The organism is Enterobacter bugandensis, assembly GCF_900324475.1.
GTDB lineage: Bacteria > Pseudomonadota > Gammaproteobacteria > Enterobacterales > Enterobacteriaceae > Enterobacter > Enterobacter bugandensis.
The window spans coordinates 532,197-555,721 of record NZ_LT992502.1; the positions used below are offsets into that span (position 1 = coordinate 532,197).

The 23,525-nt window shown below is 50.4% G+C and carries 23 protein-coding genes and 1 tRNA gene; 18 read left to right on the forward strand and 6 right to left on the reverse strand.

Features of this window, described 5'->3' with window-relative positions; translation table 11 throughout:
• Nucleotides 1-8: 8 nt before the first annotated feature.
• On the reverse strand, nucleotides 9-1,229 hold the full coding sequence (gene arcA / locus DG357_RS02590) for an arginine deiminase (RefSeq protein WP_008501384.1): 1,221 nt from the start codon (nucleotides 1,227-1,229) through the stop codon (nucleotides 9-11).
• Between the two features lie 675 nt (nucleotides 1,230-1,904).
• Here arcA and DG357_RS02595 point away from each other — a divergent pair.
• From DG357_RS02595 to DG357_RS02620, 6 genes are all read left to right on the forward strand, one after another.
• Entirely contained in the window at nucleotides 1,905-2,357 is a 453-nt protein-coding gene (locus DG357_RS02595) for a YhcH/YjgK/YiaL family protein (protein WP_028015322.1), read from the forward strand.
• A gap of 115 nt (nucleotides 2,358-2,472) precedes the next feature.
• A complete protein-coding gene (locus tag DG357_RS02600; protein WP_456298247.1) occupies nucleotides 2,473-3,615 on the forward strand; it encodes an IS481 family transposase in 1,143 nt (380 codons plus the stop codon).
• 233 nt (nucleotides 3,616-3,848) lie between these two features.
• Nucleotides 3,849-4,757 carry a 2-keto-3-deoxygluconate aldolase gene (gene yagE / locus DG357_RS02605; protein WP_047367011.1) on the forward strand — a complete coding sequence of 303 codons (909 nt, stop codon included), beginning with the start codon at nucleotides 3,849-3,851 and terminating at the stop codon, nucleotides 4,755-4,757.
• A gap of 14 nt (nucleotides 4,758-4,771) precedes the next feature.
• On the forward strand, nucleotides 4,772-6,739 hold the full coding sequence (yagF, locus tag DG357_RS02610; protein WP_088204668.1) for a xylonate dehydratase YagF: 1,968 nt from the start codon (nucleotides 4,772-4,774) through the stop codon (nucleotides 6,737-6,739).
• Between the two features lie 226 nt (nucleotides 6,740-6,965).
• The gene (locus tag DG357_RS02615) at nucleotides 6,966-8,348 is read left to right on the forward strand and encodes an MFS transporter (protein ID WP_028015325.1); all 1,383 of its coding nucleotides are present in this window, start codon (nucleotides 6,966-6,968) and stop codon (nucleotides 8,346-8,348) included.
• 11 nt (nucleotides 8,349-8,359) lie between these two features.
• Nucleotides 8,360-9,970: a glycoside hydrolase family 43 protein gene (locus DG357_RS02620; RefSeq protein ID WP_088204667.1), complete on the forward strand. Its 1,611-nt coding sequence runs from the start codon at nucleotides 8,360-8,362 to the stop codon at nucleotides 9,968-9,970.
• On the opposite strand, the gene xynR is transcribed toward DG357_RS02620, so the two are convergent.
• From xynR to argL, 5 genes are all read right to left on the reverse strand, one after another.
• Nucleotides 9,955-10,716 carry a DNA-binding transcriptional repressor XynR gene (gene xynR / locus DG357_RS02625; protein ID WP_088204666.1) on the reverse strand — a complete coding sequence of 254 codons (762 nt, stop codon included), beginning with the start codon at nucleotides 10,714-10,716 and terminating at the stop codon, nucleotides 9,955-9,957. The genes DG357_RS02620 and xynR overlap by 16 nt on opposite strands.
• A gap of 193 nt (nucleotides 10,717-10,909) precedes the next feature.
• Nucleotides 10,910-11,362: a DUF3828 domain-containing protein gene (locus tag DG357_RS02630; RefSeq protein ID WP_088204665.1), complete on the reverse strand. Its 453-nt coding sequence runs from the start codon at nucleotides 11,360-11,362 to the stop codon at nucleotides 10,910-10,912.
• A 1-nt stretch (nucleotide 11,363) separates the two neighbouring features.
• The gene (locus DG357_RS02635; RefSeq protein ID WP_063867255.1) at nucleotides 11,364-11,726 is read right to left on the reverse strand and encodes a hypothetical protein; all 363 of its coding nucleotides are present in this window, start codon (nucleotides 11,724-11,726) and stop codon (nucleotides 11,364-11,366) included.
• 277 nt (nucleotides 11,727-12,003) lie between these two features.
• Nucleotides 12,004-13,008: an ornithine carbamoyltransferase gene (gene argF, locus DG357_RS02640; protein WP_023299201.1), complete on the reverse strand. Its 1,005-nt coding sequence runs from the start codon at nucleotides 13,006-13,008 to the stop codon at nucleotides 12,004-12,006.
• Nucleotides 12,978-13,073 (reverse strand): putative translational regulatory protein ArgL, encoded by a 96-nt coding sequence (argL, locus tag DG357_RS23070; RefSeq protein WP_213083700.1) that lies wholly within the window; start codon nucleotides 13,071-13,073, stop codon nucleotides 12,978-12,980. Before argL ends, argF begins: the two co-directional genes overlap by 31 nt.
• Nucleotides 13,074-13,172: 99 nt before the next feature.
• Here argL and rraB point away from each other — a divergent pair, with 99 nt between their 5' ends.
• The 12 genes from rraB (at nucleotide 13,173) to DG357_RS02700 (ending at nucleotide 23,515) form a co-directional block, all read left to right on the forward strand.
• On the forward strand, nucleotides 13,173-13,598 hold the full coding sequence (gene rraB, locus DG357_RS02645; RefSeq protein WP_017694625.1) for a ribonuclease E inhibitor RraB: 426 nt from the start codon (nucleotides 13,173-13,175) through the stop codon (nucleotides 13,596-13,598).
• 47 nt (nucleotides 13,599-13,645) lie between these two features.
• Complete coding sequence (gene miaE / locus DG357_RS02650; RefSeq protein ID WP_088204664.1) at nucleotides 13,646-14,404, forward strand: tRNA isopentenyl-2-thiomethyl-A-37 hydroxylase MiaE; 759 nt, start codon at nucleotides 13,646-13,648, stop codon at nucleotides 14,402-14,404.
• 30 nt (nucleotides 14,405-14,434) lie between these two features.
• Nucleotides 14,435-15,157: a topoisomerase II gene (locus DG357_RS02655; protein ID WP_088204663.1), complete on the forward strand. Its 723-nt coding sequence runs from the start codon at nucleotides 14,435-14,437 to the stop codon at nucleotides 15,155-15,157.
• A 104-nt stretch (nucleotides 15,158-15,261) separates the two neighbouring features.
• Nucleotides 15,262-15,346: transfer RNA gene (locus DG357_RS02660), tRNA-Leu, on the forward strand.
• A gap of 189 nt (nucleotides 15,347-15,535) precedes the next feature.
• Nucleotides 15,536-16,786: a tyrosine-type recombinase/integrase gene (locus tag DG357_RS02665; protein ID WP_080168690.1), complete on the forward strand. Its 1,251-nt coding sequence runs from the start codon at nucleotides 15,536-15,538 to the stop codon at nucleotides 16,784-16,786.
• An 87-nt stretch (nucleotides 16,787-16,873) separates the two neighbouring features.
• Nucleotides 16,874-18,013: a DNA cytosine methyltransferase gene (locus DG357_RS02670; protein ID WP_001399625.1), complete on the forward strand. Its 1,140-nt coding sequence runs from the start codon at nucleotides 16,874-16,876 to the stop codon at nucleotides 18,011-18,013.
• Entirely contained in the window at nucleotides 17,949-19,025 is a 1,077-nt protein-coding gene (locus DG357_RS02675; RefSeq protein WP_088204662.1) for a restriction endonuclease, read from the forward strand. Before DG357_RS02670 ends, DG357_RS02675 begins: the two co-directional genes overlap by 65 nt.
• 141 nt (nucleotides 19,026-19,166) lie before the next feature.
• Nucleotides 19,167-19,976: a DUF6387 family protein gene (locus DG357_RS02680; protein WP_088204661.1), complete on the forward strand. Its 810-nt coding sequence runs from the start codon at nucleotides 19,167-19,169 to the stop codon at nucleotides 19,974-19,976.
• A gap of 165 nt (nucleotides 19,977-20,141) precedes the next feature.
• Complete coding sequence (locus DG357_RS02685; RefSeq protein ID WP_088204660.1) at nucleotides 20,142-20,348, forward strand: helix-turn-helix transcriptional regulator; 207 nt, start codon at nucleotides 20,142-20,144, stop codon at nucleotides 20,346-20,348.
• A 21-nt stretch (nucleotides 20,349-20,369) separates the two neighbouring features.
• Nucleotides 20,370-20,684: a hypothetical protein gene (locus tag DG357_RS02690; protein ID WP_088204659.1), complete on the forward strand. Its 315-nt coding sequence runs from the start codon at nucleotides 20,370-20,372 to the stop codon at nucleotides 20,682-20,684.
• A 286-nt stretch (nucleotides 20,685-20,970) separates the two neighbouring features.
• On the forward strand, nucleotides 20,971-22,239 hold the full coding sequence (locus tag DG357_RS02695) for a tyrosine-type recombinase/integrase (RefSeq protein ID WP_088204658.1): 1,269 nt from the start codon (nucleotides 20,971-20,973) through the stop codon (nucleotides 22,237-22,239).
• Entirely contained in the window at nucleotides 22,190-23,515 is a 1,326-nt protein-coding gene (locus tag DG357_RS02700; protein WP_088204657.1) for a tyrosine-type recombinase/integrase, read from the forward strand. The genes DG357_RS02695 and DG357_RS02700 overlap by 50 nt, the downstream gene beginning before the upstream one ends.
• Nucleotides 23,516-23,525 lie beyond the last annotated feature (10 nt).

Sequence of the window (23,525 nt, forward strand, 5' to 3'; positions counted from 1 at the left end):
ATGGCTCCTTAAATTCCGTCGCGTTCCAGTGGGCAGCTCATGCAGCGCGCGCCGCCGCGACCGCGTCCCAGCTCGTCGCCGGGGATCGGCAGCACGGTAATGCCCGCTTTGTCGTACTTCTCGTTGGTCCAGACGTTACGCTCGTAGCCGATCACTACGCCCGGGCGGATGGTCAAAACGTTGTTGGCGTCGTTCCACTGCTCGCGTTCCGCTTCAAAGGCGTCGCCGCCGGTGGTGATCAGGCGGACCTGGTTAATGCCGAGGGCTTTTTCGATGGCGTGCAGCAGGTCGGTTTCCTGCGTGCGCAGCAGGCCGCCGCGTCCGTCCGGCGTGAGCGTCCAGCACTGGGCATCTTTGCGCACCACTTCCGGATAGACGGAGAAGGTGTCCACGTCGATGTGAGTCATCACCGTGTCGAGGTGCATGCAGGAGCGATGTTTAGGCAGCTCAACGGCGATTACGCGTTCGGCCTGACGGTGTTTAAACAGGCTGTTGGCGAGGAACTCCACGCCCTGCGGCGTCGTGCGCTCGGACATGCCGATCAATACCGCGCCGCGGCCAATCACCAGTACGTCGCCGCCTTCTAAGGTGGCGTGGTCGTAATTAATATTCTCGTCGCCGAAATACTTAATAAAATCGCCGTCGGCAAATGCCGGGTGCCAGCGATATATCGCGCGCAGATTATTGGTTTCACGCTGGCGGGCGGGTTTCGCCATCGGGTTAATGGAGACGCCGTTATAAATCCAGCAGGAGGTATCGCGGGTAAATAAATGGTTCGGCAGCGGCTTCATAATAAAATCATTCGCCGTGTGGGTATCCACTACCATATTTTTAATGGCTGCCGGAATTTCGCCGTAGGTTAATCCCCCGCTTAATCGCCGCGCCAGTTCGCGGTGCGGCATATCCGCCAGCCAGCCGCGCACGTCGCCGGCAAAGGTTGGCCCGAGGCGATAGTCGGAAATTTGTGTTTCAAGAAGCCAGGCTTTCGCTTCTGCGATATCAAGGGTTTGCGTGAGCAGGTCGGTCAATAGCAGGACTTCCACCCCCTGCTCGCGCAGCGTGTTGGCGAAGATGTCATGCTCCTCACCCGCCCGTTCAACCGACAGTACATCATCAAATAACAGTTCCTGACAGTTTGAGGGCGTTAACCGCTTCAGGCTTAAATTAGGGCGGTGCAGCATAACGCTACGCAATTGACCAATTTCAGAACCGACGTAATGCTTTTCCATAATTATTCCTTTAACTGTTTTTCAGAATAAAAAGGGCATGCGCCATGTGGTGTGTTTAATTACATGGCGGCTAAGCTCAATTGATTTCGTGATTTATACTAGGCAGTTAAATAATCCGTAATGTGATATTGCTCACGCGAAAATTGATATTAATGAGTTTGTTTTCATTTGCATGATTCGCATCAGATAATGATTAATTTCATATTATTGGGAGTTGAATAGCTAAGCAGGATCCGGTGGCATTATTTGAGGTTGTTATTATTTTGTAGAATTACACATTTTGTAATTATTAGTTATCCATTTGATTTTAAAAGATTAAATAAAATGGAAGGAATGGCTATGCAATAATGGCAATTAACTATTTTTGACTTAAGTAAAATCCATAAATAATTATGGGCTTATAACGGAAATTATCAAAGTCGTAAAATGTGATACGGCAGCGGGTTTTGTTATTAAGCTCTTTATTTCAGTGGGTTATGTGAGAACCTTAGCGCGCGCGAAATGAGGTTATGCATAACCGCTGCATAATTGCCTGGGCAGGGTTAACAGTGGGTTAACACCTTTCCCGATAAACATGCGCTCGCGCAAGCCTCGTCGAAAAAGGGCTGGTATGGCAGGCTTAACTCTCGTATAAAAGACAAAAATGAAACGTTGTTTTACATCGAGAGGTTTCCCATGATTATCGGCAACATCCACCATCTGCAGTCCTGGCTGCCTGACGCGCTGCGCCAGGCCATTGAGCACGTTAAAGCCCACGTCACCGACGCCACGCCGCTCGGCAAGCATGACATCAACGGCAACAGCCTGTTTTATCTGGTGTCAGAAGACATGACCCAGCCGTTCGCCGAGCGCCGCGCCGAGTACCACGCGCGTTATCTGGATATCCAGATTGTGCTGAAGGGCCAGGAAGGGATGACGTTCAGCACCCTGCCGCACGGCACGCCGGACACCGATTGGCTGGCGGATAAAGACATCGCGTTCCTGCCGGAAGGCGAGCAGGAGAAAACCGTGGTGCTGAGTGAAGGGGATTTTGTGGTGTTCTGGCCGGGTGAAGTGCATAAGCCACTGTGCGCGGTGGGGGAGCCTGCTAAGGTCAGAAAAGTGGTTGTTAAAATGCTGGTGGAGTAATTTCCCCTCACCCCAGCCCTCTCCCATGTACGGTCCGGGGACATAGTGAACACTTGTTCGGGGACATGGTAGACACTTACAACTGAGGCATAAGAACCCGTTTATGGAGTCACTTATGCCCTGGGATGCGAGAGATACCATGTCATTACGTACCGAGTTTGTACTGTTCGCCTCGCAGGACGGGGCGAACATCCTTTTCCTCTGCCGTCAGTTCGGCATTTCTCCTGCCACCGGCTACAAGTGGCTTCAGCGCTGGGCTGAGGAAGGTGCCTCCGGTCTTCAGGACCGCTCCCGCGCACCTCATCATTCCCCGAACCGCTCATCTGACGACATCACGGCCCTGCTGCGCATGGCGCATGACCGTCATCAACGCTGGGGCGCCCGCAAGATTAAGCGCTGGCTTGAAGACCAGGGGCACCGTATGCCCGCCTTCAGCACCGTCCATAATCTGATGGCCCGTCACGGTCTGCTGCCGGGCGCATCACCGGGCGTTCCGGCTACGGGACGCTTCGAACATGACGCGCCGAACCGGCTCTGGCAGATGGATTTTAAGGGCCACTTTCCCTTTGGCGGTGGCCGCTGCCATCCGCTCACCCTGCTGGACGACCACTCCCGTTTTTCCCTGTGCCTGGCGCACTGTACCGATGAACGGCGCGAGACCGTGCAGCAGCAGCTGGTCAGCGCGTTTGAACGCTACGGCCTGCCGGACAGGATGACGATGGACAACGGCTCACCGTGGGGCGACACCACCGGCACCTGGACGGCGCTGGAGCTGTGGCTGATGCGCCACGGTATCCGGGTGGGGCACTCCCGGCCTTATCATCCGCAGACGCAGGGCAAGCTGGAGCGTTTTCACCGCAGCCTGAAGGCGGAAGTGCTGCAGGGAAAATGGTTCGCGGACAGCGGAGAGCTGCAGCGCGCTTTCGATCACTGGCGCACGGTGTACAACCTTGAACGCCCGCACGAGGCGCTGGATATGGCGGTACCGGCCTCGCGTTATCAGCCGTCTGCCCGGCAGTACAGCGGCAGCGTAACGCCACCTGAGTACGATGAAGGCGTGAAGGTCAGGAAAGTGGATGTCAGCGGAAAGCTGAGCATACAGGGTGTCAGTCTGAGCGCAGGCAAGGCGTTCAGGGGAGAACGGGTCGGGCTGAGGGAGACACAGGATGACGGCTGCTATGAAGTGTGGTGGTACAGCACGAAAGTGGGGGTGATCGACCTGAAGAAAAAGTCGATCACCATGGGTAAAGGATGTTAAAAAGTGTTCACCATGTCCCCGAACACCTGTCTACCATGTCCCCGGACTGTACACCCACAGGGAGAGGGCTGGGGCACCAGACCGCACCCACGCATAATGTGATCCAGCTTAAACTTCCCGCACTCCCTCCTCATCTCCCATTTACCTCCCCTTTTTCTGCGTCATAGTATGATCGTTAAATTAATGAACGCTGTTCTATAATGTAGAACAAAATGATTCAACAAGGAGATCTTATGCCGCAGTCCGCGTTGTTCACGGGAATCATTCCCCCTGTCTCCACCATTTTTACCGCCGACGGCCAGCTTGATGAGCAGGGCACCGCCGCGCTGATCGACGATCTCATCAAAGCAGGCGTTGACGGCCTGTTCTTCCTGGGCAGCGGCGGCGAGTTCTCCCAGCTCAGCGCCGAAGAGCGTAAAACCATTGCCCGCTTTGCTATCGATCATGTCGATCGTCGTGTGCCGGTGCTGATCGGCACCGGCGGCACCAACGCCCGGGAAACCATTGAACTCAGCCAGCACGCGCAGCAGGCGGGCGCGGACGGCATCGTGGTGATCAACCCCTACTACTGGAAGGTGTCGGAAGCGAACCTGATCCGCTATTTCGAGCAGGTGGCCGACAGCGTCACGCTGCCGGTGATGCTCTATAACTTCCCGGCGCTGACCGGGCAGGATCTGACTCCGGCGCTGGTGAAAACCCTGGCCGATTCGCGCAGCAATATTATCGGCATCAAAGACACCATCGACTCCGTCGCCCACCTGCGCAGCATGATCCTCACCGTTAAAGCCGCTCATCCGCACTTCACCGTGCTGTGCGGCTACGACGATCATCTGTTTAATACCCTGCTGCTCGGCGGCGACGGGGCGATTTCGGCCAGCGGCAACTTTGCCCCGCAGGTGTCGGTGAATCTTCTGAAAGCCTGGCGGGATAAAGACGTGGCGAAAGCGGCTGAGTATCATCAGACCCTGCTGCAAATCCCGCAGATGTATCAGCTGGATACGCCGTTTGTGAACGTCATTAAAGAGGCGATCGTGCTTTGTGGTCGTCCTGTCTCCACGCACGTGCTGCCGCCCGCCACGCCGCTGGACGAGCCGCGTAAGGCGCAGCTGAAAACCCTGCTGCAACAGCTCAAGCTCTGCTGAGCCGGACGATAACGATGACCATTGAGAAAATTTTCACCCCACAGGACGATGCGTTTTATGCGGTGATCACCCACGCGGCGGGGCCGCAGGGCGCGCTGCCGCTGACCCCGCAGATGCTGATGGAATCCCCCAGCGGCAACCTGTTCGGCATGACGCAGAACGCCGGGATGGGCTGGGACGCCAACAAGCTGACCGGCAAAGAGGTGCTGATTATCGGTACCCAGGGCGGTATTCGCGCCGGGGACGGACGCCCGGTTGCGCTGGGCTACCATACCGGGCACTGGGAAATCGGCATGCAGATGCAGGCGGCGGCGAAGGAGATCACCCGCAACGGCGGGATCCCGTTTGCGGCCTTCGTCAGCGATCCGTGCGACGGGCGCTCGCAAGGCACGTACGGCATGTTCGACTCCCTGCCGTATCGTAACGACGCGGCGATCGTGTTTCGCCGTCTGATCCGCTCCCTGCCGACGCGCCGGGCGGTGATCGGCGTGGCGACCTGCGATAAAGGGCTGCCCGCCACCATGATTGCGCTGGCCTCCATGCACGACCTGCCGACCATTCTGGTGCCGGGCGGGGCGACGCTGCCGCCGACCGTGGGGGAAGATGCGGGCAAGGTGCAGACCATCGGCGCGCGCTTTGCCAACCATGAGCTCTCATTACAGGAGGCTGCCGAGCTCGGCTGTCGCGCCTGCGCGTCGCCGGGCGGCGGCTGCCAGTTCCTCGGCACGGCGGGCACCTCGCAGGTGGTGGCGGAAGCGCTGGGGCTGGCGCTGCCGCACTCCGCGCTGGCGCCGTCCGGGCAGGCGGTGTGGCTGGAGATCGCCCGCCAGTCGGCGCGGGCGGTGAGCGAGCTGGATAACCGCGGCATCACCACGCGCGATATCCTCACCGATAAAGCCATCGAAAACGCCATGGTGATCCACGCGGCGTTCGGCGGTTCCACGAACTTACTGCTGCACATCCCGGCCATTGCCCACGCGGCGGGCTGCACTATTCCGGACGTAGAGCACTGGACGCGCGTCAACCGCAGGGTTCCGCGTCTGGTGAGCGTGCTGCCCAACGGCCCGGACTACCACCCGACCGTGCGCGCGTTCCTCGCGGGCGGCGTGCCGGAAGTGATGCTCCACCTGCGCGATCTCGGCCTGCTGCATCTGGACGCCATGACCGTCACCGGCCAGACGGTGGGCGAGAACCTCGACTGGTGGCAGACGTCCGAGCGCCGTAAGCGCTTCCGCCAGTGCCTGCGCGAGCAGGACGGCGTGGAGCCGGATGACGTGATCCTGCCGCCGGAGAAAGCAAAAGCGAAAGGGCTGACCTCGACGGTCTGCTTCCCGACGGGCAACATCGCGCCGGAAGGTTCGGTGATCAAGGCCACGGCGATCGACCCGTCGGTGGTGGATGACGATGGCGTTTACCGCCACACCGGCCGGGTGCGAGTGTTTGTCTCGGAAGCGCAGGCGATCAAGGCCATCAAGCGGGAAGAGATTGCGCAGGGCGATATCATGGTGGTGATCGGCGGCGGGCCGTCCGGCACCGGCATGGAAGAGACCTACCAGCTCACTTCCGCGCTGAAGCATATCTCCTGGGGCAAGACGGTGTCGTTAATCACCGATGCGCGCTTCTCGGGCGTATCGACGGGCGCCTGCTTCGGCCACGTGTCGCCGGAGGCGCTGGCGGGGGGACCGATTGGCAAGCTGCGCGACAACGACATCATCGAGATTGCCGTCGACCGCCAGACATTAACAGGCAGCGTGAACTTTATCGGCACGGCGGATAACCCGCTGACGCCGGAGGAGGGCGCGCGCGAGCTGGCGCTGCGGCAGACGCACCCGGACCTGCACGCCCACGACTTTTTGCCGGACGACACCCGCCTGTGGGCAGCATTACAGTCGGTAAGCGGCGGCACCTGGAAAGGCTGTATTTATGACACCGATAAAATTATTGAGGTAATTAACGCCGGTAAAAAAGCGCTCGGCATTTAATTATTTTTCACGCGATTGTCGTCTACGGAATATATTCCGTGGGCGGCTTTTTCGTATCTGTAATTTGTTAATTTAAACAATATGTTGCGATATATCGTTGGCGTCACAAAAGCAAAATAACATAATTCAGAAATAAGATATGACCATTGCTGGTTAATTGAACAGCTCATTACACTCCATTAACACGATGTTGTAATTCAGCACACTACCAAAGGGTGTAATTCTGATGACGCAATTAACCATGAAAGACAAAATTGGCTACGGGCTGGGTGACACCGCCTGCGGCTTTGTCTGGCAGGCCACGATGTTCCTGCTGGCCTATTTCTACACCGACGTGTTTGGTCTCTCTGCGGGCATTATGGGCACGCTGTTTTTAGTCTCCCGCGTGCTCGACGCCGTGACCGACCCGCTGATGGGGCTGCTGGTAGACCGCACCCGCACGCGGCACGGCCAGTTCCGCCCGTTCCTGCTGTGGGGTGCCATCCCGTTTGGCATCGTCTGCATGCTGACCTTCTACACGCCGGACTTCTCCGCGCAGGGCAAAATCATCTACGCCTGCGCGACCTACATTCTCCTGACCCTGGTCTACACCTTCGTTAACGTCCCGTACTGCGCCATGCCCGGCGTCATCACCGCCGACCCGAAAGAGCGCCACGCCCTTCAGTCCTGGCGTTTCTTCCTCGCCGCGGCGGGCTCGCTCGCCATCAGCGGCATCGCGCTGCCGCTGGTCAGCATCATCGGCAAGGGGGATGAGCAGGTGGGCTATTTCGGCGCCATGTGCGTGCTGGGGCTGACCGGCGTGGTGCTGCTCTACGTCTGCTTCTTCACCACCAAAGAGCGCTACACCTTTGAGGTGCAGCCGGGTTCGTCGGTGGCGAAAGATCTCAGGCTGCTGCTCGGCAACGGCCAGTGGCGCATCATGTGCGCGTTCAAGATGATGGCGACCTGCTCCAACGTGGTGCGCGGCGGGGCGACGCTCTACTTCGTGAAATACGTGATGGATCATCCGGAGATGGCGACCCAGTTCTTACTTTACGGCAGCCTCGCCACCATGTTCGGCTCGCTCTGCTCCTCCCGCCTGCTGGGCCGCTTCGACCGCGTCACCGCCTTCAAGTGGATCATCGTCGCCTACTCGCTCATCAGCCTGCTGATTTTCTTTACGCCAGCAGAGCATATTGCCCTGATTTTCGCCCTCAACATCCTGTTCCTGTTCGTCTTTAACACCACCACGCCGCTACAGTGGCTGATGGCCTCCGACGTGGTGGATTACGAGGAGAGCCGCAGCGGGCGTCGCCTCGACGGGCTGGTGTTCTCCACCTATCTGTTCAGCCTGAAGATTGGCCTGGCGATTGGCGGGGCGGTGGTGGGCTGGATCCTGGCCTGGGTGAACTACTCCGCCAGCAGCAGCGTGCAGCCGGTTGAGGTGCTCACCACCATCAAAATTCTGTTCTGCGTGGTGCCGGTGGTGCTCTACGCGGGCATGTTCATCATGCTGTCGTTCTACAAGCTCACCGACGACCGCGTGGAGGCCATCAGCCAGCAGCTGATCAAACACCGCGCGGCGCAGGGCGAGGCCGTACCCGACGCCGCGACAGCCGCATCCCATTAACCGGAGGCAACATGGAAATTACTAACCCGATCCTGACCGGCTTCAACCCGGACCCGTCTCTCTGCCGTCAGGGCGAGGACTACTACATCGCCACCTCGACCTTCGAGTGGTTCCCGGGCGTGCGCATCTACCACTCCCGCGACCTGAAAAACTGGTCGCTGGTCAGCACGCCGCTGGACCGCGTGTCGATGCTGGACATGAAGGGCAACCCGGACTCCGGCGGCATCTGGGCGCCTTGCCTGAGCTACGCCGACGGCAAGTTCTGGCTGCTCTATACCGACGTGAAGATTGTCGACTCGCCGTGGAAAAATGGCCGCAACTTCCTCGTCACCGCGCCGTCGATTGAGGGGCCGTGGAGCGAGCCGATCCCGATGGGCAACGGTGGGTTCGATCCGTCCCTGTTCCACGACGACGATGGCCGCAAATACTACCTCTACCGTCCGTGGGGGCCGCGCCACCACAGCAACCCGCACAACACCATTGTGATGCAGGAGTTTGACCCGCAGACCGGCACGCTCTCGCCCGAGCGCAAAACGCTGTTTACCGGCACGCCGCTCTGCTACACCGAAGGGGCGCATCTTTATCGCCACGCGGGCTGGTACTACCTGATGGTTGCCGAAGGCGGCACCAGCTACGAGCACGCGGTCGTGGTACTGCGTTCAAAAAATATCGACGGGCCGTACGAGCTGCACCCGGACGTGACGATGATGACCAGCTGGCACCTGCCGGAGAATCCGCTGCAAAAGAGCGGCCACGGCTCGCTGCTGCAGACCCATACGGGAGAATGGTATATGGCCTACCTCACCAGCCGCCCGCTGCGCCTGCCCGGCGTGCCGCTGCTGGCCTCCGGCGGGCGCGGCTACTGCCCGCTGGGGCGCGAGACCGGCATCGCCCGCATTGAATGGCGCGACGGCTGGCCGTACGTGGAAGGCGGCAAACACGCGCAACTGACCGTGCCCGGCCCACAGGTGGCGGAGCAGCCCGCAGCCGCTCAGGGTAACTGGCGGGATGACTTCGACGGCAGTACGCTTGACCCGGAGCTGCAGACCCTGCGCATTCCGTTCGACGACACCCTCGGCTCGCTCACCGCGCGCCCGGGCTTCTTACGGCTCTACGGCAACGACTCGCTCAACTCGACCTTCACCCAGTCGACCGTGGCGCGCCGCTGGCAGCACTTCACCTTCCGGGCCGAGACGCGGATGCAGTTCTCGCCGATCCACTTCCAGCAGAGTGCCGGGCTGACCTGCTACTACAACAGCAAAAACTGGAGCTACTGCTTTGTGGATTACGAGGAGGGGCAGGGGAGGACCATCAAGGTGATTCAGCTCGACCACAATGTGCCGTCGTGGCCGCTGCACGAGCAGCCCATTCCGGTGCCGGAACATGCGGAGAGCGTCTGGCTGCGGGTGGACGTGGATACGCTGGTCTACCGCTACAGCTACTCGTTCGACGGCGAGACGTGGCACGCCGTGCCGGTGACCTATGAGGCGTGGAAGCTGTCGGACGATTACATCGGAGGGCGCGGCTTCTTTACCGGCGCGTTTGTGGGGCTGCACTGCGAGGACATCAGCGGTGACGGCTGTCACGCGGACTTCGACTACTTCACCTACGAGCCGGTATAGCCCAGCGCACGTGACAGCTCGAGCCCGGCCTGCTGAAGCTCCTCGCGGAAGCGGGCCAGCTCGGCGTCATCCACGCGGGAGGTGAGCGTCGACAGGCTCAGGGCGGCAATCACGTGGGATTCGTGGTTCCACACCGGCACCGCCACGCAGCGCACGCCCTGCTCGTTCTCTTCGCTGTCCAGGGCGTAGCCCTGCTCGCGGGTCTGCGCCAGGGCGGTCATTAACGCTTCACGAGAGGCGAGGGTCGCGGGAGTAAAGGTGGTGTAGTGATAGCCCTCCAGCAGGGCGTTCAGCTCGGCCTCGCCCAGCCAGGCAATCAGCACCTTGCCGATGGCGGTGGCGTGAACCGGCAGGCGGCGGCCGATGCGCGAATAGGCGATGGCGGCCAGCTTGCCTTCAATCTTCTCGATATAGACCCCTTCACGCCCGTCCAGGATCCCCAGATGGGTGGTCTGCCCGGTACGCTGGGACAGCTCCGTCAGCCAGCCTTTCGCCTTCTGGCGAATATCGATTGAGCCCACGACAAAATGACCGCGCTCGACCAGCTTCATGCCGAGGCGATATTTGCCGTTCTCCGGGTTCTGATCGATATAGCCGTGAAGCTGGAGGGTTTTCAGCAGCGAGTGGAGGGTACTCTTGCTCAGCCCCATCAGTTTGCTGATGTCGGTGATCTTAAGCTCGGTGGCCTGCTCGTTGAACAGGTCGAGGATCTGCAACGCACGTTCAACAGACTGAATAATCGGCATAATGCTGGCATGTCCACGCTGGAATGAAGGCGAAAACGTACCTTTTTTGGGGTGAAAAATCAATGAAATGGAGCCGGTTTGCCCGGCGGCGCTTCGCTTGCACGGGCCTACGGGTTTTGTAGGCCGGGTAAGCGCTGTGTCACCCGGCAGGAAGATCGCACCGATCCAATATCATGTCAGTACGTTGTTTGGCTCAGTTCGGTTTAGTCAGGTTTCTTGAAAATTCAACAGCAGAAACCGACTGCACCTTCCATAAGTTGTTTTCTTTAACCATGCAGTCTATGACTACGTGGTCCTGCTTTTTACCGAATGCAATGTATACGTTGACACAGACTGGATCGGTATCCCCGGCTATGGCTGTTACATTCTGCGGCCAGTCATCGCCGACGTATTGCGCTTTTAAAAATATATCAGCCTCGTAAAAGTCTTCGTCTGAATAGCGAGGATCCTGCGCGTGACGGAGTTTTTTCATTGTTGATGCTGTGACATATTTATCTATTTCGTTTCCATCAGTGATGGGAAATACGTCTTTGTTGATTTGATTTACGTACCAGCTGTTAAATTTTACAGCACGCTCAATCGGATCAGAATGGCCAGCCATTGCAGAAAAAGAGAATATGAAGAGAAGCAGTAAGATATTTTTCATATCAATAGTGCCTGTAAAGGGTGATTTTGGGCTGTATCTTCCGATATGTCTGGCCGGGATAAAGGCTATTCTGTTTAAAGTCTGAATACCAGGTACCCGATCCGTCGTAGATACAAGCATGCCCGTTCTGATGCGCTCCAGGTAATGCGTCAATGACTGCAACATCACCCTCAATAGGGGTGCCATACACTTTACTGAATCCTGCCTTCTCAAGAGAACGCCAGAAGTTTTTGGCATCAGCGCCATCAATCTTCAGTCCTCCGGCGCGGATAGCTGCAGCAACGGCGCGGGCGCAGTAACCGGTACTTTTATGATGTGCGTGGCTGCGGGCATACGATACAGCTTCATGCTTATTCCATGACATAAATAATCCTTATTAACGAAATGCAGCAATAAGGAAATATTACGCCGATAATATACGGTGTTTTGTAATTGATAATGACCTGATATTAACCATTATCTACTCAATAAATAATGGTTAATAAAAACATAAATTCTTATTATGGTTAATGCCTGGCTGAGAAAGCGTCAGTAAAATGAATTTTTCTGCCAGACCATAACGCTATTGTCGTTTTTAGGGTTTTCTCCCTCTCCCTGTGGGAGAGGGCCGGGGTGAGGGCACCAGCGCGCAGAGGACCCAATCACTCCCCAAGCGTCGCCACCATCACCGCCTTAATCGTATGCATCCGGTTTTCAGCCTGATCGAACACGATGCTCGCCGCCGACTCAAACACCTCGTCCGTCACCTCCATCCCGCCGTGCAGGTCGAACTCCTTCGCCATCTGCTTGCCGAGCGTGGTCTGGTCGTCATGGAACGCGGGCAGACAGTGCAGGAACTTCACGTTCGGATTGCCGGTCAGCGCCATCATTTGCGCGTTCACCTGATACCCCCGCAGCAGCGCAATCCGCTCAGCCCACTTCTCTTTGGCTTCGCCCATCGACACCCAGACGTCGGTATAGATAAAGTCCGCGCCCTTCACGCCCGCCGCCACGTCTTCCGTCAGGGTGATTTTGCCGCCGTGCTTCTCCGCCAGCGCGCTGCACTCCGCCACCAGGCTCTCTTCCGGCCAGCAGGCCTTCGGGGCCACCAGGCGCAGATCCAGCCCGGTCAGCGCCGCCGCTTCCAGCATTGAGTTGCCCATGTTGTTGCGCGCGTCGCCCGCGTAGACCAGCGTCATCTCGTTAAACGCCTTGCCCGGCAGGTGCTCCTGCATGGTCAGCAGGTCCGCCAGCAGCTGCGTCGGGTGAAACTCGTTGGTCAGCCCGTTCCACACCGGTACGCCCGCATACTGCGCCAGCGTTTCGACGACTTCCTGGCCGTGGCCGCGATACTGAATGCCGTCGTACATCCGCCCGAGAACCCGCGCGGTGTCCTTAATTGACTCTTTATGTCCAATCTGGCTGCCGCTCGGCCCTAAATACGTGACGCGCGCGCCCTGGTCAAATGCGGCAACTTCGAAAGAGCAACGGGTACGGGTCGAGTCTTTTTCGAAGATGAGCGCGATATTTTTACCGGTAAGTTTCTGTACTTCCTTGCCATTTTTCTTATCGGCCTTGAGCTGTGCGGCAAGGGTCAGCAGAGAAGTGAACTGTGCAGGGGTAAAGTCGAGCAATTTCAGAAAGTGTTTCTTGTACAGATCAGACATTTTATCCTCGCATGGCGAACGCCACTTATTGAATTAAAATTCACTTTATATGTGTAATTATTCATTTGCAACCCCGTTTCACAAATCTTTCCAACAAAGGTGGAGGCAAACCCGTCCGTGTGTGAAAATAGAAGTATCTGCCGCACTTTAAAGAGGATTGAGCCATGGCAAACCCGGAATTACTGGAAGAGCAACGCGAAGAGACGCGTCTGATTATTGAAGAACTGCTGGAAGACGGTAGCGATCCGGACGCGCTGTATACCATCGAACACCATTTCTCTGCGGACGACTTTGAAGCGCTGGAAAAAATGGCCGTGGAAGCCTTCAAGCTGGGTTACGAAGTGACCGAGCCGGAAGAGCTGGAAGTGGAAGAGGGCGATACCGTCATCTGCTGCGACATCCTGAGCGAAGGCGCGCTGAAGGCGGAGCTGATCGACGCGCAGGTTGAACAGCTGATGAACCTGGCCGAGAAGTTTGAAGTGGAGTACGACGGCTGGGGAACCTACTTCGAAGATCCAAACGGTGAAGACGGCGAAGAAGGCGACGACGAAGATTACGTCGACGAAGACGACGACGGCGTGCGTCACTAAGTGATTCAGGCGGTGGCGCACGCCACCGCTTTTTTCAAGGCAGAACCATGGATTACCCGCAGATACTCGCCCCCGTACTCAACTTCCTCCAGTACCCGACCCCGCAAGCATGGATTGATAAAGCCCGAGACCCGTCGAACCTGCCGCTGCTGCTCACCGACCATATGGTGTGCGAGCTCAAGGCCGCCCAGACCGCGCTATTACTCGTGCGTAAATACGTCGCCGACGAAAGCGGTGCCGACGCGCTGCTCGACTGGCTCAAACCCTACGAACAGTTCACCTTCCGCGACGGCCCGGAGCCGGACTTCATCGCCCTGCATAAGCAGATTGGCAAAAGCGTAATGCCCAAAACCGACGACCCGTGGGGCCAGGCGCTCATCGACAGCATGGTGCTGCTGATTAAAGAGGAGCTGCACCACTTCTGGCAGGTGCGCGAGGCGATGCTGGCGCGCGACATTCCGTACGTCAAAATCACCGCCAGCCGCTACGCCAAAGGGATGCTGAAGGAAGTGCGCACTCACGAACCGCTGACGCTGATCGACAAGCTCATCTGCGGCGCCTACATCGAAGCCCGCTCCTGCGAACGCTTCGCCGCGCTGGCCCCGTTCCTCGACGATGATTTGCAGAAGTTCTATCTCTCGCTGCTGCGCTCCGAAGCGCGCCACTATCAGGATTACCTGACGCTGGCTCAGCAGGTGAGCGACGACGATATCTCACCGCGCATACAGCATTTTGGCGAAATTGAAGCCACACTTATCTCGACACCGGACCACGAGTTTCGCTTCCACAGCGGCGTGCCGGTGTAAACCGGCATAACGCAAGGATAAGGATGCGAGATGAAAAAAACGTGGATCAGTACGGTCATTGTTGTTGTCGCGGCTGCCGCCGTGGCGTTCTGGGTCTTCTTCGACAGACAGCGCGCTCCGGAAGCGCAAATTGATACTGCCCTTAACGCGATGCCCGCCTGGCAGGTGATTAAGGAGCAGGAGCCTGTGCTGCATCAGCGCATCCTCGACCAGATGGCCGCCCTGCAAAAGGCCGGCGAGCCGGAGCAGCACATTATCGACACCATCCAGCCGCAGATCCTGCATTTGCAGATGACGCGCCTGCAAAATGCCCCGGACGCCAACGTGGTGAACTACATGACCATCAACATGGAGCAGACCGCCGCCATCCAGAAGGTGAGCGACGACGCCTGCTTCCGCTTCCTCTACCCGATGGTGAAGGGCGGCATCAACCCGATGCGCATGCTGGATAAAGACCTGATGACCCGGCGCATGCAGGCCGATGCCGACATGATGCGCGCGGCCTACGGCAAAAACCGCCACACCGTGACCCAGGCCGAACGCGAGGCGGCCGTCGAGGATGTGCGGCCAATTATGAAGGCGCTTGCCGATAAGTACGGCGAGGACATTCAACTGTTGCAGATGCCGGAGAAGGCGGCGGGCAAAGAGAAGCTCTCCTGCGATATGGTGCAGGAGATGTGGGCGAAGGTGCTGGCGCTGCCGGAGCAAAAGGCGGCAGGGGTGATTCGGCTTGCGGTATCTGAGCTGGAGTGAAAGGGCGCTGGTTTTTTGGGCACTTAGAGCGGGTTTCGCGCGTCGTCGCTTGCATGGCGGCGCGCGACAGGTATAATCCACAACGTTTCCGCATCCCCTTCAGTGCCGAAGTGGCGAAATCGGTAGACGCAGTTGATTCAAAATCAACCGTAGAAATACGTGCCGGTTCGAGTCCGGCCTTCGGCACCATAAAAAGCTTTTTTTAAGTCTACTAACGTCTACTTTAGTCCATAAAAACAGTAAGTTAAGCATGTATCTGGCTTTTCTTAGTCTGTCCACGTCTACTCAATTCCTTGAACATATACCAACTGATGATGGTATAACTGATGGTATTCCCGGTTCGATTGATTTTGGTACCAACACTGGAGGTATCAACTGATGGCTCTCACCGATATCAAAGTTAGGACTACCAAGCCCTCTGACAAACCCTTCAAACTTACTGATGGGCAGGGTATGCACCTGCTGATCAATCCTAACGGCTCGAAGTACTGGCGATTACAGTACCGTTTCGACGGCAAACAGAAAGTTTTAGCATTGGGTGTTTATCCAATGGTCTCTCTTGGTGAGGCCCGCAGGAAGCGAGATGAAGCCAAAAAGTTGGTATCTGATGGTATCGACCCTTCTGAGAAGAAAAAAGCCGACAAGATCGAGCAGAGCGAAGCTCTTACTTTTGAATCTGTTGCCAGGGACTGGCATAAGGCTTGTAAAAGAAAATGGTCAGATTCCCACAGCGAGAGAGTTCTAAAAAGCATGGAAGATGGTCTCTTTACTGCCATTGGTAAAAGAAAAATATCCGAGCTTAATACCAGAGATCTTCTTGCCCCTATCAAGGCTGTTGAAGCTTCCGGGCGATTGGAAGTTGCTTCCCGCCTACAGCAAAGAACAACAGCAGTAATGCGATATGCCGTCCAAAATGGGCTGATAGATTACAATCCTGCTCAGGAGATGGCAGGAGCTATTGCGGTAGCTAAAAGAGTCCACAGGCCAGCTTTACCATTCGAACGATTCTCAGAACTTTTAGAACGAATTGATAGTTTCAAGGGTAGAAAACTCACGAAGTTAGCCGTGAAACTCACATTGCTCATTTTCATTCGGTCAAGTGAACTCAGGTTTGCTCGTTGGTCCGAGATAGATTTCGACAATGCCATGTGGACTATCCCTGGGGAACGTGAGCCATTGCCAGGGGTCAAACATTCTCATCGAGGCTCAAAAATGAAGACCCCACACCTCGTGCCGTTAAGTCGTCAGGCTTTAGAACTCCTCAAAGCTATCAGAGAAATCAGCGGTGAATGTGAACTTGTGTTCATTGGTGATCATGATTTTAGAAAGCCTATGAGTGAAAACACGGTAAACAAGGCTTTAAGGTCTATGGGCTACGACACTACTGTTGAAGTATGTGGACATGGTTTTCGTGCGATGGCATGTAGTGCGTTGATCGAATCGGGAAAATGGTCAAGGGATGCTGTTGAACGGCAGATGAGCCACCAAGAGCGAAACTCCGTTCGTGCTGCCTACATTCATAAAGCAGAACACCTTGATGAAAGAAGGCTTATGTTGCAGTGGTGGGCTGATTACCTTAATGCCTTGAAAGATAGGTTTATCAGTCCCTTTGATTTTACAACAAAGTAGCTTGATCAACGATTAACTATCCACTGGCATAGCCGTGTGATATGATTACAATGGCTATATTTTTAATTTAAATTTAATAGGTAAAAAATGTCCACAATTAACCCCGCAATTTTTTCTTTTTTCTCTGGTTCAGGATTTCTTGATCTTGGATTTGAAAAAAATGGTTATGAAGTGGTTTTCGTGAATGAATACCATGCTCCGTTTATGGATGCATATAAACATTCGAGGAAAAAATTAAATATAGCACCACCTCGTTTTGGGTATGCAGAGTGCAGTATTGAAGATGTAGAACATGAAAAAATTAAGTCTTCTATGCTTCAACTTAAAAATGAGGGGCGATTGACTGGATTTATTGGTGGTCCACCATGCCCGGATTTCTCTGTAGCGGGTAAAAATAAAGGTCGAGATGGTGAAAACGGTCGGCTTTCACAAAGCTATATTGATATCATTCTTGAAATGAAACCAGATTTCTTTCTTTTTGAGAATGTTAAAGGTCTATACCGTACCAGTAAACATAGGGAGTTTTTTGACCATTTAAAAACTCAATTAGAATCGGTTGGTTATTGTTTGCATGAAAAACTAATAAATTCTATTGAGTATGGTGCTCCTCAAGATAGGCAACGAATCATATTGATTGGTTTCCTTGATGAAAAATACGCAAGTCAGTTCAATTGGGGGCAAAGAGTCTACCCTGAAAGAACTGCATTTGAATATAAATGGCCGACGACAAACCAATTTTCAGAAAACACTTCTGTTATAAAACCAAAGGGTATCCCAGAAGAGTTAACAGTAGAGCATTGGTTCAAGAAAAACCAGGTTGATAATCATCCAAATGCAAAGCATGTATTCGCGGCAAGAGCAGGGCTTGCGAGGTTTTTGACTGTCGAAGAAGGGGACGATAGTAAAAAATCCTATAAAAGGTTGCATAGATGGAGATTTTCACCAACTGCTGCTTATGGTAATAATGAGGTACATTTACATCCTTATAAACCAAGAAGAATTACTGTTGCCGAAGCATTAGCAATTCAGTCTTTACCAAAAGAATTTGAATTACCTGCTTATATGACTCTGTCTAATATGTTTAAAACAGTCGGTAACGGTGTACCCTACTTAGCAGCGGCCGGTATTGCCAAATCTATTATAGAGCATTTAGGAATCGAATATGAGAGTAACTGCGGCGAACTTAGCACAGGCGATTGCCAATCTACCAAAAAACACGCAGTTTAATTATGTAAATGTGCGAAATTCGGGAAGAATCATTGTAACGAATGTCCAACTTCCCGAAGGCCCAATAGAATTTAAAAGATTCGATCCAAAAAAGGGTGAGACACTACATAGTTCTAAATCGGAAAGTATCTCCACACAAATGTTGTGGAGATTGGCTAATGCTTTACAGGAAGATGTCCCTGTCAATTTGGATCGTATTTTTGGTGCAAGCTATAATACACGTGCTGTTCTCGAAAGCCTTTTGGCCCATACTCCTGAGTTTTATTGGTGTAAGCTTGATCGCCTTGAGGTAATGAACACTCAGAAAAACATTAAAAAAGGTCACAAGCACCTTATTTATAGACCAAATGACCCACATGAAAATGGTGTAGCAATAGAACATATTACTAATGTTATAATTTCTGAAATGAATTTAGATGTTGTCCATCAATCAGTTGATATAGAGACAATCTTACCTACTAAAGGAATGACGATTGAGGAAAAAAGACGTCATGCACAAATTCAAATCTCATTAGTAAAAATAGGTCATTACTTAGGTTATCGAACATGGGTTGCAGCAAATGATCGAGGCCTCCAATATAATGGAAAATCTATAGCTCAAATGGATGGGGTCATAGATAATTTAAGAAATGAACAAGTGCTTCAATCATATGATAAAGCTATCAAGGAAGCTCGGCTTATAGATTGCATTTGGTTTCGAAATGGAAAATTAATGCCTGCAGTTATGGAGATTGAACATAGCACTGGTATTAAAAGTGGTTTGGTAAGAATGAAACAATTTTATGATTATGCACCACAGTTAAAAAATATACGTTGGACCGTTGTGGCACCTGACGAATATAGAAATAAAGTTATAGAGTTTTCTAATATGCCACAGTTTAAAGAATTAGACACTCGATTCTTCCCCTATTCTGCTGTAGAGGAACTCTATTCATTATGTGCAAGAAGGAATCCTCAAGGAATTACAGACGATTTCCTCGATGCATTCATGGAAAAGTGTGTGACACATTAGTACTCCATAATCAGTTACCAGAGCAAATTACTTTGCTCTGGTTGGTTAACTGAAAATTAGTATTGAAATATGAAGGTGTTTATTTTATAAATAAATATCAAATTTAATGTTATTTTCAATAATTATTTCTAAGAGCGGTTTATGAGAGCAATTAGCCCCTTTGAGGAATTGAAGAACTGGTTTAATCTTGATAACTACGAACCGATAAAATCGTTTACAATCAAGGAACTGCATAGAGAAATTGTCTTTAGAGAAGTGATTTTTGATAGTATAAATTTTGAATGGGAAGATGAAAATCAAAATTTGAAGTCAATCCTTGACGGTAATCCTATTTTAAGTAGACAAGAAAATTATTATGATCCCTATGTTAAGGGACAAAAACATGTTGTACAGATAAGTTTCGGTGATATAGAAAAATTAGAGAAAAAACTAATAATGTTTGATATGGATTTCTTTGAACAGAATGGTGATTTCAAGAAAGAATTAAAAAATAAACCCATAACACAAACCATGAGAGACTTTTTTCTCAACAAAAATAGCAGCAAGATGTGTGTATCATTTGATTTGGGGTTATCTAGTGATGAGGAAATTATATCAGCCCTGCAAACTATGCTTCCAACTCTAAGGAAAGAATACGAGATTGATCCAGTAAAAACAGAAAAGATAGGGCTCGCAAAAATAAGAAAACTTGTCGATTACAACATTATTCCTATGATGGACCTACTAATTTGGTCAAAATTCAAAAAAGCAAAAATCTCAAATATGGTCTTGTCTCGTGTGTTGTATCCTGATTTCACTCACGAGATTAGAGGCGAAGATCACATTAAAGATACAGATAGGCCCGTTGCTGAGAAGGCTTTAAATGGAGAGATAACTCGTAGTTTGGAGTACTTTCTTAGTAAAAACAGTCATCTCATCAACATACCGATTTCAGAACTCGGATCTCTCTAGCTATAAATCATCATGCAATTGTCAAGGGGATGGTGAAAATATTTTTCTTCCCCTAAATTTCTCTCCATTCTTCCCTCATCTAAATTTTCAGTTATCAGCACTCCCTTCATAGATACAAATCTGTGTGGCTAATATCTCCTTAACGGAAGCGGAGGAGACAGCCAAATGAATACAATCAATCAAAGCTTAATTCGTTTACCAGAAGTCTTGAAACGAACTGGTTTCGGCAAGGCCTGGATCTATCGTCTGATCAGTGAAGGTCGGTTTCCGGCACCCGTTAAGATCGGAGTTCGTGCCGTTGCTTTTGTCGAGAGTGAAGTTGACGAGTGGATTCAATCAGTTATCGAAACAAGCAGAATTAAAGTTGCTTAATTAAACCTGGGAGAGATTTTTATGAATATCGAAGAATTTATGAATGAAGAAAACCATATGTGCAATTTAGGCGAGGATCTTTTTTGCAAGATCTTCCAACCCGGAGCTATTTATGATTTGCCGAATAGCGATTTTAATAAAGAAATCATTTACTGGCTCAGTCAGTATCTTGTCGGAAATTTGAGACAACCTTTAGACGCGATCTCTGAGCTTGATATTTTCGAGCAGTTTTATGTTTACGAGACATGGTTCTCACTAATCAAATGCCCTGATGAAATTAGAAATTTATCGAAACGGATAATTCGATATCAGATTGGGTTGAAAACAATTCTTTGAATGAATCAATATTTAGTACTATTTTGTAAATTGCATTGTTGAAATGATAGTGCTATTTACTTTTTAATTTACAAAACACCTCTAATTCCTTTTAAAATAATGGGTTAACTATTTCAAGTGAAAAGAAAGGATTATAATATCCCTCTAGAGGGATATTATAAATTTTCGACCGGGATGCGTCATTGTAAAAGGGAATAATGTTAAATTCAGGAAAATATATTTGTAAATTGCTTATGTTATATGCTTTATTTATTTTCACTGACGATTAAATGTAAATAGAGGTGATATGACTTTGAAATATAAAATAAAAAGATTGAAGAATAAGGATGGTATCAGAAGTTGCATTATTATTAATGAGAGCAACGGATTACCCTTGGTATATCCTAACTTATATATGAGTGTTATTTCACGAACAAATAGCTATTCATTTTCAACAATGGAAGCAATAGCAAATGCTTTGCTTTTATTTGAAAGATATAATGCTGACATGAATGTGGGTGTTTTTGATATGGTAAATCATGATATCGAAAAACTTGTCTCGAACAGAGGATATTTATTCGGGTTAATGAATGCCCTTTCTTACAGAAACGACTTAGAGAATGTTACAAGCATTCTTAAAGAACAGCATGTCTCTAAAAGAACCCTTTATTTCAAGATAATGACAATTGAAAATTACGTCAAATGGTTTTTTGATAACATTGCTATCAATAATATTGATTCTTCTCGTTATGAAACAATCAGTCGAGCATTTGATTTTATAAAGCCAAGAATAGAGAACGGAAAGAATTACAATATCGAAAGCGAAAGCAAATCATTGACAAATGAGCAGGTTACAACTTTGACTGATATGGTAAGTGTTAAATCTAAGATTAATCCATTTTCGGAGCATGTAAGGTTTCGAAATAATCTAATAATTGAAATTTTGTTAGAGACAGGTATTAGGGGAGGGGAACTACTTAATATTAAGTTGGTTGATTTTGACTATGTCCACAAAAGTCTATGCATAGTAAGAAGGCCAGATGATCAAAACGAACCACGATTAAGGCAACCATTGGTTAAAACTTTAGAAAGAAAAATACCATTGAGTATAGAATTGACTGAGTTAATACAGAATTATATTAGTGATTTCAGAAGTAAGCAGTGTCATGCAGGGGAGCATGACTATCTGCTTGTTACTCATAGCAGTAAAGGTCAATTAGGTCATGCATTGACTATTTCAGGTTATCAGAAAATTTTCGAACAAATTAGGAAAAATAGTAATGTATTGAGCGATATTGTGGGGCATTCGCTAAGACATACCTGGAATGTGAAATTCTCAGAAATGATACTCATGAATTCGAACTATCAGGATTATATTACTTATGAGAAAGTAAGAAATTATCTTATGGGGTGGAAGAAGAATAGTACAACCTCAGATATCTATAACCAAGCATTTATAGCACAAGAAAGCCGAAAAATAATGGCTGTTATTAACCCACTCAAAAACATAGTAGAGGACAAATCCAATGTTTCAAACTCTAAGAAAGCTACAAGAAAGTCAATATTCGGTTTTTGAAACCAAGGATGGTAATTTCAAAGTGAACTTTTCTTATTCCAAGTGGAAGATAAGTGAAAGTATAACATTGAACATTGATTCTTTAAGAATGGTCATCAGTGCATATATACCTATCAAAACCACTTTGGCATATTTCGCTATAAATTATAGTGCCAGTTATACTAAGAAAATGTTTTATGCAGTAAAACATTACATTAAGGCCTGTAATACGAATGATAGCTTGTTTTCTAAAGATTGCATAAAGTATTACTATAAAGTTGTGAGCTCATTAGATTACACACATGCAGAGACAGTGAAATATTTTTTTATGAAGATGAGTGGTCTTTACCCATCTTTGTTTTCGTCAGAAGCAATCATATTTTTAGAAAATATTAAAGTTAAAAAAACAAATGCAAACAAGTCTATAAAGACACGTGATTATAAAAAAGGTCCCTTTAGTGACTCGCAATTAAAGGTAATTATCGATTCTGTAGCGATAGCTTATAAGGAAGAAAAGATAAGTCTGTCAAACTATCTGCTAACCTTCCTTGTTGCATATTCCGGGCGGCGACCTATGCAAATATCTCAACTTGAAGCTGGTGATCTCTTAGCTTTTAATGGAGAGTACTTTCTCAATATCCCAAGAATTAAACAACGAAATGGATATAGAAAAGAGTTTAGAAAATTACAAATTCCAGAAGAGCTTTTCAGCCAATTGACATATCTCGTTGAAGCTGTGAATTCGCTGGTCAATGACACATTAAAAATCGATTTAAGTGAAAAACAAAAGAGAAAACTACCAATTTTTATAAACACATATCCATTCAAAAAAGGATGTGTTGAGCTAAACATGATTGAAAGTGGTGGATTAAAACTTAACCCCTATGCCATAACACTAAAAATAAGGAACACTATAAATCGTTCAATAAATGAATATCAAGCCTATCTGGGGTGTATAAATTCGCGCAGATTTAGATATTCATTAGGCACTAAGGTTGCACAATTGGGTTATAGTCCTTCACTGATAGCAAATGTTTTGGACCATTCTTCAATCAATTCTGTTATGAGTTATATAGAAAATACAGCGGAAAATGGCAAGAGGATTAATGAAGCTGTAAACGAACTAATGAAGCCACTGGCTAACAAATTTATTGAGGGAAAAGAGCTTCAGCAAGAGTTAGATTCTTTGAAGCATTTGATAGAAGAATACTGCGGTGGATCTAAAACTAACTCTTTTGATAATACAGCAATATCGTTAGTAACTAATTCTATCGACGATATGATCAATAGCATTTAAAAGAAGGATA